Origin of the sequence: Saliphagus sp. GCM10025317 (assembly GCF_042663665.1) — an archaeon.
Taxonomy (GTDB): domain Archaea; phylum Halobacteriota; class Halobacteria; order Halobacteriales; family Natrialbaceae; genus Natronosalvus.
This window is the reverse complement of the sequence record NZ_JBHTAQ010000005.1, coordinates 153,837-167,223: the sequence shown is the minus strand read 5'-3', so window position 1 is coordinate 167,223 and position 13,387 is coordinate 153,837. Positions and strand designations below refer to the sequence as shown.

The 13,387-nt window shown below is 64.1% G+C and carries 10 protein-coding genes; 5 read left to right on the top strand and 5 right to left on the bottom strand.

Features of this window, described 5'->3' with window-relative positions; genetic code table 11:
• Positions 1–183 precede the first annotated feature (183 nt).
• Both pfdA and ftsY read left to right on the top strand, forming a co-directional pair.
• Positions 184–660: a prefoldin subunit alpha gene (gene pfdA, locus ACFQS4_RS02945; protein WP_497902217.1), complete on the top strand. Its 477-nt coding sequence runs from the start codon at positions 184–186 to the stop codon at positions 658–660.
• 14 nt (positions 661–674) lie between these two features.
• A complete protein-coding gene (ftsY, locus tag ACFQS4_RS02940; protein WP_497902216.1) occupies positions 675–2,108 on the top strand; it encodes a signal recognition particle-docking protein FtsY in 1,434 nt (477 codons plus the stop codon).
• Between the two features lie 56 nt (positions 2,109–2,164).
• Here ftsY and ACFQS4_RS02935 read toward each other — a convergent pair whose 3' ends face one another.
• Positions 2,165–2,803, bottom strand: coding sequence for a DUF502 domain-containing protein (locus tag ACFQS4_RS02935; RefSeq protein ID WP_497902215.1), 639 nt, complete (start codon positions 2,801–2,803; stop codon positions 2,165–2,167).
• Positions 2,804–3,002: 199 nt separating this feature from the next.
• Here ACFQS4_RS02935 and ACFQS4_RS02930 point away from each other — a divergent pair, with 199 nt between their 5' ends.
• Positions 3,003–3,380 carry a thiol-disulfide oxidoreductase DCC family protein gene (locus tag ACFQS4_RS02930; protein WP_500192049.1) on the top strand — a complete coding sequence of 126 codons (378 nt, stop codon included), beginning with the start codon at positions 3,003–3,005 and terminating at the stop codon, positions 3,378–3,380.
• A gap of 180 nt (positions 3,381–3,560) precedes the next feature.
• Positions 3,561–5,663: a minichromosome maintenance protein MCM gene (locus ACFQS4_RS02925; RefSeq protein ID WP_254158999.1), complete on the top strand. Its 2,103-nt coding sequence runs from the start codon at positions 3,561–3,563 to the stop codon at positions 5,661–5,663.
• A 52-nt stretch (positions 5,664–5,715) separates the two neighbouring features.
• Here ACFQS4_RS02925 and ACFQS4_RS02920 read toward each other — a convergent pair whose 3' ends face one another.
• Entirely contained in the window at positions 5,716–6,600 is an 885-nt protein-coding gene (locus tag ACFQS4_RS02920) for a transcription initiation factor IIB (protein ID WP_497902213.1), read from the bottom strand.
• A 110-nt stretch (positions 6,601–6,710) separates the two neighbouring features.
• The gene (rio1, locus tag ACFQS4_RS02915; RefSeq protein ID WP_497902212.1) at positions 6,711–7,577 is read right to left on the bottom strand and encodes a serine/threonine-protein kinase Rio1; all 867 of its coding nucleotides are present in this window, start codon (positions 7,575–7,577) and stop codon (positions 6,711–6,713) included.
• Between the two features lie 161 nt (positions 7,578–7,738).
• On the opposite strand from rio1, the gene ACFQS4_RS02910 reads away from it, so the two are divergent.
• A complete protein-coding gene (locus tag ACFQS4_RS02910) occupies positions 7,739–8,917 on the top strand; it encodes a M24 family metallopeptidase (protein ID WP_497902211.1) in 1,179 nt (392 codons plus the stop codon).
• 617 nt (positions 8,918–9,534) lie between these two features.
• Here the strand turns inward: ACFQS4_RS02910 and ACFQS4_RS02905 are convergent.
• On the bottom strand, positions 9,535–9,885 hold the full coding sequence (locus ACFQS4_RS02905; RefSeq protein WP_497902210.1) for a helix-turn-helix domain-containing protein: 351 nt from the start codon (positions 9,883–9,885) through the stop codon (positions 9,535–9,537).
• A gap of 290 nt (positions 9,886–10,175) precedes the next feature.
• On the bottom strand, positions 10,176–13,385 hold the full coding sequence (locus ACFQS4_RS02900; RefSeq protein ID WP_497902209.1) for an FAD-binding and (Fe-S)-binding domain-containing protein: 3,210 nt from the start codon (positions 13,383–13,385) through the stop codon (positions 10,176–10,178).
• Positions 13,386–13,387: the final 2 nt, after the last annotated feature.

Here is a 13,387-nt window from a genome sequence, read left to right as displayed (position 1 = left end):
AGCCTAGGGCGGTCCCGACCGCACCTCACGTCTCGGAGCCTGGTTTCACCGATCCAAATTGGTCAGGTCGGTAGGGAAGGGAACATTCTTCCGACTGCCTGACGGACCAATAGTCATGCGAACAATCGATAGCCACGAGGCGACACACGCGCGAACCGACGACGCAACCGAGGTGTCCTGCTGATGGGCGCCAGCCAGCAGCAACTCCAGGAACTCTCCCAGCAACTCCAGGAGATCGAAGAACAGATCCAGGTCCTCCGGAGCGAAGTCGAGAACGTCCGGGACGAGCAGGACGCCGTCGACGAGGCGACCGACGCCATCGAGCAACTCGAGACCGGCTCGACGGTCCAGGTTCCCCTGGGCGGCGGTGCCTACGTCCGGGCGACCATCGACGACATAGACGAGATCATCGTCGAACTCGGCGCCGACTACGCCATCGAGCGCGATCAGGACGGCGCTGCCGAGACGCTCGAGCACAAGAAGGACCGCCTCGGCGACCGGATCGACGACCTCGAGGAGGAGATTACAGATCTCGAGAGCGAGAGCGGCCAGCTCGAACAGCAGGCCCAGCAGCTCCAGCAGCAGGCGATGCAACAGCAGATGCAGCAGATGCAGGGTCAAGGCCAGGGTCCGGGATCGGATCAGGGTCTCGACGAGTAACGTAGGCGACGCCCATGTTCGACAACCTGAAGGAGAAACTCGGTAGTTTCCGCAAGGACGCCGAAGAAGCCGCGGAAGCGAACGTCGAAGACGTCGACGAGGACGAACTCGAGGACGGCGACCTCGAGGACCCGGTCGACGCGCCCGAGTCGGATCCCGCGGAACCGGACGCCGAGGACGAACCAACAGCGACGGCGGCAGCTACCGCGACCGACTCACGCTCGGGTGTCGAGTCCGACTTCGAGGACGAAACGGCCGCTGGTGCGGGTACCGAATCCGAACGCGAAGTCGCGGAGACAACCGACGCTGGCGCCGAACCTCGAGACGGTGCTCCCGTTGCAGAGACCGACGCCGCACCCGTCGAAGACGGAGCGTTCGAGGAGGATGCCACGACCGACGAAGGGGTCGTCGGGGACGGTTTGGTGAGCGAAGAGGGAGACGGAGACGGAGACGGAGACGAAGACGAGGAGGACCTCGAGGACGAAGTCGAAGTCGAAGCCGAAACCGAAGTTGAAGCCGAATCCGGAGCTGAAGCCGAAACCGACGCAGACGACACCGGCGGTATCGGCTTCGGCCGCAAGGCCAAATCCCTCGTCCGCGGCAAGTTCGTCATCGAAGAAGACGACCTCGAGGGGCCGCTTCAGGAACTCGAACTGGCCCTGCTCTCGAGCGACGTCGAGATGGGCGTCGTCGACGAGATCGTCGACAACATCCGCGAGAAACTCGTCGGCGAGACGCGCACGTTCACCACCTCGACGGGCGCGGTCGTCGAGGAGGCCCTGAAGGACGCCATCTACGACGTGATCAGCGTCGGCCAGTTCGACTTCGACGAGCGAATCGCCATCGAGGACAAGCCGGTCGTCATCGTCTTCACGGGCGTCAACGGCGTCGGCAAGACGACCTCCATCGCGAAACTTGACCGCTGCTTCGAGGAACGCGGCTACTCGACCGTGATGGCCAACGGCGACACCTACCGCGCCGGCGCGAACGAACAGATCGCCGAGCACGCCAGAGCCCGGGACACCAAACTCATCGCCCACGACCAGGGCGGCGACCCCGCGGCCGTGCTCTACGACGCCGTGGAGTACGCCGAGGCCAACGACATCGACGTCGTCCTCGGAGACACTGCTGGGCGCCTCCACACCAACGAGGGGCTGATGGACCAACTCGAGAAGATCGGCCGGGTCGTCGACCCCGACATGACCCTGTTCGTCGACGAGGCCGTCGCCGGCCAGGACGCCGTCAACCGCGCTCGAGAGTTCAACGCGGCCGCCGAAATCGACGGCACCATCCTCACGAAAGCCGACGCCGACTCGAACGGTGGCGCGGCCATTTCGGTGGCCCACGTCACCGGCAAACCGATCCTCTTCCTGGGCGTCGGTCAGGGCTACGAGGATCTCGAGCGATTCGACCCCGACGAGATGGTCGAGCGGTTGCTCGAGGAGTAGTTGCTGGCGTTCTCATTTCTCACAGCGGAAGACGATTTTCGAGGACGTCGAGCAAATCAGCGACCCTCGTCCACGCCGTTAGACGCAACCCCGAGCGTCGCGGTCATTCGGACGGCTTCCTCGACGCTGACGTCGACGTCGGAGACGGCTTCGTCGGGAACGTGGACGATGAACCCGTTCGTCATCGGATTCGGACCGAGCGGGATCATGACCGTCTGCATGTCCCCCGCATTTGCACTCTCCTCGATCGCCGTCGGAGTGTCGGCGGTCAGAAAGCCGAGGACGTGCGCGCCCCGGTGGGGGAATTCGACGAGTTTCACGTCCTCGAACTGGTCGACGTCGTCGTCGATCAGGACGTTGCTCGCCTGGCGAACGCTCGTGTAGATCGTTCCAATGCCAGGAATCGTCTCGAACGTGCGGTGAAACCGACGGGAGAGGTACGTCCCAGGGGTGTACTCCGCGATGAGCCCGACGAGGAAGAAGAACGCGAGCAGCGCGAGGATGGTCAGCACTTGCATGACCGCCGTCGACGGCTCATTGTCCCAGAGGTAGCCGATGCCGGCGATTGCCGGCGAGAGGAGACCGAGGAGGAACTCGAGGACGACGAGGAGGACGATGAGCGTGACGATGATCGGGATCGTGATTACGACCCCATTGACGAACCACCGCCTCAGCCGCGACAACAGCGCGTTCATACGTCCGGTATACGATACGAATCCCTGAAATTCGTTCGGCCTGCAGTGATCAGGAGTCGGTGATATTGATGCGCTGATAGCACTGGCCGTGATCGCCTCAGTGCTCGAGCTTAGCGGTGATACGGTCACGCCAGCGCTCGAGGCGGTCGGCGACTGCCCGAGGGACAGACCTTTCGGCCGGCCGGCCGTCGATAGGGACATGACGGCAACGCCGCTACCGCGACTCGTTTACGACGACGACTGTGGCTTCTGTACCTGGTGTGCCGAGTACGCCGACGCCCGCGGCGCGTTCGAACTCGTCGGCTTCGAGGAACTCTCGCCGGATCAACTCGCCCGGCTACCCGACGACTACGAAACCTGCGCCCACCTCCTCACCCAGGACCGGGTCTACTCCTGCGGCGAAGCCCTCGAGGAGGCCGTGGCCCGCCTCGAGACGCCCGACCGGTTCGTGGCTCGAGCGTTCCAGCGACTCCCCGGACACAGTCGATTACGAGAGTGGGGGTATCGCGCCGTCGCGGACAACCGGGTCCTGTTCGGCAAAATCGCGAGCCGGGATCCGCCGGCGAGACAGCAGTGACAGCAGCCGTCACCTCATACGACCGAGATTGAGCCTCGCTATAACATCGATACCATTTCCGAACAACTAGTCTCGAAAGTCTCGAGTGGTCGAATTGCTCGAGGAACAAGAGAGTCAGGCTGACTACTTTCAGCCGGCTATACGACCATTTATACCCCATGCCGACCCTAGACGATTTCAATGGCGCAAGCGGGCAACTCTGAACTCGTCGACGCGTTCGAGCAGTTCTTCCGTAACTACTACGACAACGAGATCAAGCAGCTCGCCCAGCGTTACCCCAACGAACAGCGCTCGCTGTCGGTCGACTGGCAGGACCTCTACCGATTCGATCCCGACCTGGCCGACGACTTCCTGAACCAGCCCGAACAGCTCCAGCGCTACGCCGAGGAAGCCCTCCGACTCTACGACCTGCCGATCGACGTCAGCCTCGGGCAGGCCCACGTCCGCATCCACACACTCCCGGACACCGAATCCCCCGAGATCCGCGAAATTCGCGCCCGCCACATGAACACCCTCGTCCAGGTGCGCGGCATCGTCCGGAAGGCCACCGACGTCCGTCCGAAGATCGAGGAGGCCGCCTTCGAGTGCCAACTCTGTGGCACCCTCTCGCGAATCCCCCAGTCGACCGGCGACTTCCAGGAGCCCCACGAGTGCCAAGGCTGTGAGCGACAGGGGCCCTTCCGCGTGAACTTCGACCAGTCCGAGTTCGTCGACTCCCAGAAGCTTCGCATCCAGGAGAGCCCCGAGGGACTGCGCGGCGGCGAGACGCCCCAGGCCATCGACGTCAACATCGAGGACGACATCACCGGCGAGGTCACCCCCGGCGATCACGTCTCCGCGGTGGGCGTCCTGCGTCTCGAGCAACAGGGCAACCAGCAGGAGAAGTCGCCCATCTTCGACTTCTACATGGAGGGGATGTCCGTCCAGGTCGACGAGGAGCAGTTCGAGGACATGGACATCACCGACGAGGACAAGAAACAAATCTACGAGATTTCCCAGCGCGAGGACGTCTACGAGGACATGGTCGGCTCCATCGCGCCCGCCATCTACGGCTACGAAGAGGAGAAGCTCGCGATGATGCTCCAGCTGTTCTCAGGCGTGACCAAGCAGTTACCCGACGGCTCGAGGATTCGTGGGGACCTGCACATGCTGCTCATCGGAGATCCTGGTACAGGGAAATCGCAGATGCTCGGATATATCCAAAATATTGCACCTCGCTCCGTCTATACCTCTGGGAAGGGGTCGTCCTCGGCAGGGCTTACCGCAGCTGCGGTTCGCGACGACTTCGGCGACGGCCAACAGTGGACCCTCGAGGCTGGCGCCCTCGTGCTCGCCGACCAAGGAATTGCGGCGGTCGACGAACTCGACAAGATGCGCCCGGAAGATCGCAGCGCCATGCACGAAGCCCTTGAGCAACAGCGGATCTCGGTCTCGAAGGCGGGCATCAACGCCACCCTCAAGTCCCGGTGTTCGCTGCTCGGCGCGGCCAACCCCAAGTACGGTCGCTTCGACCACTACGAACCCATCAGCGAGCAGATCGACCTCGAGCCGGCGCTCATCTCGCGGTTCGACCTGATCTTCACCGTCACGGACCAGCCCGACGAGGAGAAAGACCGCAATCTGGCAGAACACATTCTGACGACGAACTACGCCGGCGAGTTGACGACCCAGCAGCGAGAGATGCCACAGCTCGACGTCTCCACCGAGGAGATCGAGTCGATGACCGAGGAGGTCGACCCGGTGATCGACGCCGACTTGCTGCGCAAGTACATCGCGTACTCCAAGCAGAACTGCCACCCGCGGATGACTCAGGAGGCCCGGGAAGCCATCCGGGACTTCTACGTCGACCTCCGCTCGAAGGGGACCGACGAGGACGCCGCGGTGCCGGTGACGGCCCGAAAGCTCGAGGGGCTGGTTCGACTGTCGGAAGCCAGCGCGCGGATCCGCCTCTCCGATACGGTCGAGGAGGAAGACGCCACGCGCGTGATTGAGATCGTTCGCTCGTGTCTCCAGGACATCGGCGTGGATCCCGAAACCGGCGAGTTCGACGCGGACATCGTCGAGGCAGGGACCTCGAAGTCCCAGCGCGACCGGATCAAGAACATCAAGCAGCTCATCAGCGACGTCGAGGAGGAGTACGACGAGGGCGCACCGATCGACGTCGTCCTCGAGCGGGCGAACGAGATTGGCATGGATCAGTCGAAAGCCGAACACGAGATCGAGAAGCTCAAGCAGAAGGGCGAGGTCTACGAGCCGAGTACGAACAACTTGCGGACGACGTAGCGTCGCTCGCGCTCGTGCTCGACGTCGTCAAAAAGTGGATCGCCTCGAGTCCTCACTCCACCTGATCGACTAGTTCGACCGCCGATCGGATCGTAACCGGCGAGACGTCGGCGACGTCGGCGGCGGCCTGCTGGGTGATGGCCTCACAGTCGAGCACGAGCGAGGCGTGATACAGACAGCCAGCGGCGACGCCGCCTGGATTGCGGCCACCGATCAGACCCTGTTCGAGGAGGGCGTCGACGCGTTCCTGGGCGTGTCGCTCGACGTCAGCGTCGAGCTCGAGTTTCGACGCGAATCGCGGCAGGTACTGAGACGGGTCGATCGGGCCGGTCGGCAGGCCGAGTTCGCGGTTGAGGGCGTCGTAGGCGACCTTGAGTTCGTTTTCGCTGGCACGGGAGACGGCGACGATTTCGTCGACGGTTCGGGCGATCGACCGCGTTCGACACGTCGCGTAGACCGAGGCCGCGGCGAACCCCTCGAGCGACCGACCCTGTAGCAGGTTCTCCGACTGGGCCGATTTGAAGAGGGTACACGCCTGTTCACGGACGGATACGGGTAGCGAGAGACGGCTTCGAATGCGACGGATCTCGGTAAATCCGTAGACGCGGTTTCGGTCCGCTTTCGTCGCGATGCGAGCGCGGTTGTGTTCGCGCCTGAGTCTGGCAAATTGACGACGTTTCCGGCCGGTGAGACGCGAGCCCGAACCGTAGCCGATTTCGGTCGAGAGACCGCGGTCGTGTCGCGACCGCGTGAGCGGCGCGCCAGTTCGGCGCCGAGACTGGTCCTCGTCGCCGTAGGATCGCCACTCCGGTCCGGGATCGATCGCGTGCTCTCGACAGACGAGTCCACACTGGCTACAGATCTGTTCCGTCCCCGTCGATCGGATGGTCCCCTCGCACTCGGGACACCGGTCCTTACGTGCACCTTGTTCCACCATACATTCATTGGGGCATTGATGTATTTAAATTATACTATCGAAATTAGAATTTCATTTTTATCTGAAGACGTTAAAAATACGGTTGGATATAACACCTAATTTCCACCGTATCAGGATCGAGTCGGGTCCGGTTCAGGCTGGGTGACGAACTCGAGAACCTCGTCGTCGGTTACCTCGAGGCCCTGTCGCCGGAAGAACGAGGCGACGTTGTGGCAGTCGCGTTCGAGGAAGCCCCGACTGTTGGGGTGGTGGACGGTGACGGCTTGTCCGAGGTCGATGACGATGAGTTGATTCTCGTGGACGATGACGTTGTACTCGCTCAGGTCGCCGTGAATCAGGCCGGCCGAGTAGAGTCGACGCATGTACTCCCGAATCACCTCGTAGGCCGTCTGCGGGTTCTCGACGTGGACCTCGCCGAGGCGCTTCGCTCGACCGTCCGCGTCGTTTCCGAGGTACTCCATCACGAGGACGTTTCGTTCGGCTGCGATTGGTTCCGGGACGCGAACACCGGCGGCGCGAGCGCGCTCGAGATTGGCCAGTTCTTTGCGGACCCAGGCGAGGACGACGTCCTTCTTCTTGCCGCCCAGTCCCTCGAATCGGGGGTCGCCCTCGAGGTAGTCGCGCATCTGGCGGAAGTTCGAGGCGTTGATCCGGTAGATTTTCACGGCGACCTCTCGGTCGTCACCGAGGGCATGGTAGACGTTGGCTTCCTTGCCGGTCGAGATGGGGCCACCGAAGGCCTCGACGTGGCCATCCTGGACGAGTTTGTACAGCGCGGCGAAGGTGGCGTCGTCGAACACCGACTGTTCGACTTTGAACTGGTCAGCGTCCTTGATGCGTTCCTCGAACTGCTCGAACTCGCGGTCACGCTTGCGGGCGATGCGGTCGGCTTCCGTGTCGGTGACGTCGATCTCCTCCCACTCGTCACCGGGGGTGTCCGCTTCCTCGAGGTCGACCAGTTCGAACGCGGCTGTCATCTAGGGTGACGTAGGGCGCGAAACGGGTAAAGGGTAGGCATGAGCAACTGGTCGGATTCGACGGCAGGGCGATCGGGGACGAAAGTAAACAGTATCTGTAGTCATTGTACACGAAAAACTTTTAGTATTCCTGGTGGACCACCACCGTAGGGCCTGCTACCATGTCTCAAGATGTCTTCGACGAACGCGAGTACGAGCGTCGGGTCGAGCGAGCGAAAGCACGGTTGCGCGAGGAGGAACTCGACGCCATCGTCGTCACCGACCCGGCCAACATGAACTACCTCACCGGCTACGACGGCTGGTCGTTCTACGTCCACCAGGCCGTCGTCGTCACGGCCGACCGCGACGAGCCGGTCTGGGTCGGGCGCGAGATGGACGCCAACGGCGCCCGGACGACCACTACCCTCTCCGAGGAGAGTATCCGGGCGTACAGCGACGACCACGTCCACTCGCCGTACGACCTCCACCCGATGGACTACGTCGCGGGCGTCCTCGAGGACCTCGAGGTCGCAGACGGCCGAATCGGCCTCGAGATGGACGCATCCTACTTCACCGCGAAATCGTACACGCGACTCCAGGAAAACCTCCCGGCAGCCGAATTCGACGACGCGACGCTCCTAGTCGGCTGGGTACGGGTCAAGAAGTCCGAGCAGGAACTCGAGTACATGCGCGAGGCCGCTCGCATCTCGGAGAACGCGATGCAGGCGGGCCTCGACGCGATCTCGGAAGGCGTCCCCGAGTACGAAGCCGCGGCCGCAATTTACGACGCACTGATCACCGGCACCGACGCGTACGGCGGCGACTATCCGGCAATCGTCCCGCTGATGCCTTCGGGCGACCACACTGGTACCCCACACCTCACGTGGACCGACCGCCCGTTCGAGGACGGCGACCCCGTCATCATCGAGCTATCGGGATGTCGTCACCGCTATCACTCGCCGCTGGCCCGGACGACGTTCGTCGGCGATCCGCCCGCGGAACTCGAGCGAACCGCAGACATTGTGGTCGAGGGGATTGAGGCGGCCCTCGACGCCGTCGAGCCGGGGGTCACCTGCGAGGCCGTCGAGAAGGCCTGGCGCGATACGATCGCCCAGTACGGCCTCGAAAAGGAGGACCGAATCGGCTACTCGATGGGGGTCGGCTACCCGCCGGATTGGGGCGAACACACCGCGAGCATTCGCCCGGGCGACGAGACCATCCTCGAGGAGAACATGACCTTCCACATGATCCCCGGCATCTGGACGGAGGAAATTGGGATGGAGATCAGCGAGACGTTCCGCGTGACGGGGACCGGCGCGGAGACGCTGGCCGACTTCCCACGGCGACTGTTTACCACCTGATTGCACTCCGACCCGTTGCACATTCGAGCCGCGAACGTCGCTCTCGAGACGACGGTGAGGACTCGTCCCCGGACGAGGAACGACCGATAGGGATCGCGACGGAGAAGCGCCTCACGGACTCTGGCCGTGAGTCTCCCGTGGCTATCGGCTGATCAGTCTCTCGACGTTCCGGAACGGATCGACGTCACTGACGCTCGCTTCGTCTCCGTATTCGGACGTCACGTTGCTCGGCAGACGCTATCACCCCCACGACGAAGGGAAATTCGATCGGGGTCAGTGGTCAGCGCTGCTCCAGACCGATGTACGAACCGAGCTGTCTGACGACCTCGTCGACGAGTTTCTCGTCGAGCGTCCCGAGCTCACGGTCGATTCGAGTCACGTCGATCGATGCGACCGCCACGGGAGGATCGAACTATCTTTCGGGAGACCACCATCGATGATATCGTCGCCGTCAATCTGGACGCGCTCGTCGTACCACGTTTTCGTCGAGAGCGTGACGGCGATAAACTGGTCGCCGAAAAACGGCGTCTCGTCCGTGCCGATGAGCAGCCACGGTCGGCTGGCGTCCTCGCCCTTGAACGGATCCTCTGCGATGACGATCGTTCCTCGATCGTACGTCAGTCGCTCGCTCGGTCACTCGCTTCGATCCACTCGTCGCGATCCTCTTCGCCGTAGAGTTCGTCGAACCGCTGAACTGTCCGATGGAACTGATGGGCACGACGAAGCCGTTCCGTGTCGTCCGTAATGGCCCAGTACGACCCCTTGTGCCGGACGAGGTCCCGTTCCTTCAGTCGGTTGAGGGCCGCCGAGATCGAGTTTTCGTTGACGTCCGCTCGTTCAGCGATAGTCGATGCCTTCCACGCCTTGTCGCTGTTTTCGAAGAGGAACCGGAGCACTCGTTCGGCGTTACTCGGCTCCTCGAGTTCCGCGGGCGAGCGGTCCTCGAACTCGTCGATATCGATCGACATATGCGAACAAACGAGCCATATCGGTAAAAGCGTATCTGACGTATTATCAATACGGGATGTATGCTTGTATGCTTCCTACCCCACGTATTTTTCCGCTCAATGGCGAATGGCTTTCCCTAGAACGACGTGCGGAACTCGGGGCGTAGCCGTCATCGGACTCGACCGACGTTCTCGAGAAAGGTGGTGCGACCGTCCCGATTGTGGAGTTCGATGGCGGTCGGCCACCAGTGGCCGCTCGAGCGAGGGTCTGATCCGCTCGCGGCCAGAAAATCGAAGACCGACGACTGACCTCACGATCGCTCCGCGAGCGCCGCCGCAACCGCCTCGATCGGGTGGGGCGGATCCGTACACCCGTCGTAATCCGATAGCTGCGTCCGACAGGACGCGCCAGGGGCAACGACCCGATCTCCGTCACTCGCGTCGACCTGGTCGAACAGGATCTCGCCGATGGCCCGGCTGAGCGAGTAGTGTTCGGCCTCGTAGCCGAACGAACCGGCCATCCCGCAACAGCCCGAGTCCAGCGCGTCGACTGCGTAGCCGACGGTCTCGAGGACGGTCGCGGCGTGACCGTCCTTCTTCGTCGCCTTCTGGTGGCAGTGGCCGTGGTAGGTCAGGCGCTCACCGGCCCCGTCGGCCGGCAGTTCGCCGGCCAGGTCGAACCGATCGAGGTATTCGCAGACGCCGTAGGTGTTCCTCGCGAGTCGTTCCACGTCCGGACCCGACAACAGGTCCAGATAATCCGACTGGAGCATGACCACGTCGGAGGGTTCGACCAGGACGACCTCCCACCCGTCCTCGAGGAACGGCGTCAGTGCATCGACGTTGGTCCGGGCTCGTTCGCGAGACAGGTCCAGAAAGCCCTTCGAGTGGGCCGGACGTCCGGTCGAGGTCGTTCCGTCAGGAAGTCGGACGTGAACGCCGGCCGTCTCGAGGACCTGTACCGCCGCCTTGCCGGCCCGCGGGTGATTGTAGTTCGTGTAGGTATCCGGGAAGAGGAGCACTTTCCGGTCCGCCGCCTCGAGTGAAACTCGGGGGCCGCGCGCGGCGAACCAGTCCTCGAAGCTCCGGCTCGAGAACGTCGGGAGGTCGCGCTCGCGGGCGATTCCGACCGTTTTCTCGGCGAGAACGCCGGATCCGGGAAGCGAGGTCATCGCGTTCGACAGGGGGGCGAGCGCGGAGCCGACGGCATTGAGCCGGTCGACGTTCGCGAAGAGGCGGTCCCGGAGGGACGAGCCGTTTCGCTGGTGGGCGGCGTGTTCAACCTCGGCTTTGAGCTTCGCCACATCCACCTCGCTCGGACAGTCGCGTTTACAGCCCTTACAGCCGATACAGAGGTCCACGATTTCGGCCAGGAACTCCTCGTCGGTCGTGTCGGCGTCGAGTTCGCCGCTCATCGCCCCCCGGAGCGCGTTCGCCCGGCCACGGGTGCTGAGGCTCTCTTCTTCGGCCGCGCGGAACGTCGGACACATCACGCCGCCGGTCGTCTCCTGGCCGCTCCGACAGCCGGCACAGCCGTGACAGAGGTCGACCATCCCCTGGAAGCCGTTCTCGTTGTCCCAGTTCAGGCTCGGCTCGAGCCCCGGGTCGAACGCGTAGTCGGGGTCGAACCGGAGGTGTTCGGTCATGTCGTGGTCGCCACAGACGGTCCCGGGGTTGAGCAGCCAGTCGGGGTCGAACGCCGTCTTCAGGTCGCGAAAGAGGTCCCACACGTCGTCGCCGTAGAGCTTGTGGTTCCACTGCGTGCGGGCGCGGCCGTCGCCGTGTTCGCCCGACACCGAGCCGCCGTACTCGACGACGAGGTCGGTGACGTCGTCGGCGAGCGACTCGAACGCCTCGAGCCCGGACGAGCTCTTGGTGTCGACGAGCGGACGCATGTGCATACAGCCCGGCCCCGCATGAGCGTAGAAGCTGGCGAACGTGTCGTACTCCTCCAGAACGTCCTGGAAGTCCGCGACGTAGGCCGCCAGGTTCTCGGTCGGGACGGCCGTGTCCTCGATGAACGAGATGTGCTTCGCGTCGGACGTTCGCGAGAGGAGGATCGGGGCCGCGCTCTTGCGGAGCTTCCAGAGTTCGGCGATCCCTTCCGGGTCGTGAGCTTCGATGGCGTCGAAGGCCCGGACGGGGTCGTGCTCCGGGTTGGCCGTGGTGTCCCCGTCTTCCGAATCCGCTTCGTCGGCCCCCAGATCCGGAACGTCCGCGTCCGGCAGCCGGTCGGCCAGCAACTCCGCGACTTGTTCGCGGCCGTCGTCGTCGGTCTCGGCGTAGAACTCGACGAGCAAGGCGGTCTCGGTGCCCGCGGGGAGTCGTTCGGCGACGGCCGCGAACTCCTCGGTTCGCTCGGCGAGGTCGATCAGCACGTCGTCGATCGCCTCGATCGCCGCCGGATCGTGGTTGCGGACGATCGTATCGACGTCGGCCATCGCCTCGAGCAGGTCGTGGTAGGTCAACAGCGCCACGGACGTGGTCTCGGGCACGGGCTCGAGCGAGACCGTCGCTTCCGTCACGACGCCGAGGGTCCCTTCGCTGCCGGCGAGCACCCGGGCGAGGTTGACCGTCGCGTCGGGGTCGGGTTCGCCGTCGATCACGAGCGGGCCGTCGCCACGCTCGTCGAACGCGCCCGGTTTCCCGTAGGCCTCCGCGACCAGGCGGTCCAGGTTGTACCCCGAGACGTTGCGCTTCAGTTGCGGGAAGGCCTCGCCGATCGCGCCTGCTTCCTCGTCGATCACGCGGCGCAACGCCTCGTAGATGCGCTCGAGCAGGTCGCCGTCCGGATCGGCCGCGTTTCGGATTTCGGCGACCGTCACCTCACCGAAGCGCTCGACGGAGCCGTCGGCGAGGACGACCTCGCACGACTCGACGTAGGCGTCGGTCTTGCCGTACTGCAGCGAGTGGGCGCCCGTCGAGTTGTTCCCGATGGCGCCGCCGACCGTGCTGCGGTTGCCGGCGGCGGGGTCGGGCGCGAACTTCAGGTCGTAGGGCTCGAGGGCCGCGTTCAGGTCGGCGAGAACGGCCCCCGCCTGGACGGTCGCCCGTCGTTCGTCGGGGTCGATCGTGCCGACTGCGTCCATGTGCGCCGTGAAGTCGAGGACGACGGCCTCGTTGACCGCCTGGCCGGCGAGGCTCGTGCCGGCGCCGCGCGGCAAGACGGGGATGCCGTTGTCGGCGCAGTAGCCGACGACGCTCGAAACGTCCGCCGTCGACCGCGGCAGAACCACGCCAACGGGCGTCCGTTCGTACGCGCTCGCGTCGGTCGCGTACAGTTGGCGGGTGTACTCGTCGAATCGCACCTCGCCGTCGATTCGGGCGTCCAGATCTGAGACCAGAGCCGGTCGATCGATGGTCCCGCCGACGTAGTCGTAATTCGCCCGGGAATCCACCGCGGGGTCGGCTCCCCGGTCCGCGGACGAATCGGATCGGTCCGAATCTGGCGCACCCATAGAGTCCGGTGCCCCCGTCCGGTCGGCCCGATCGGTCGTGGACGCCGAGTCGTCGGTAGCCATCG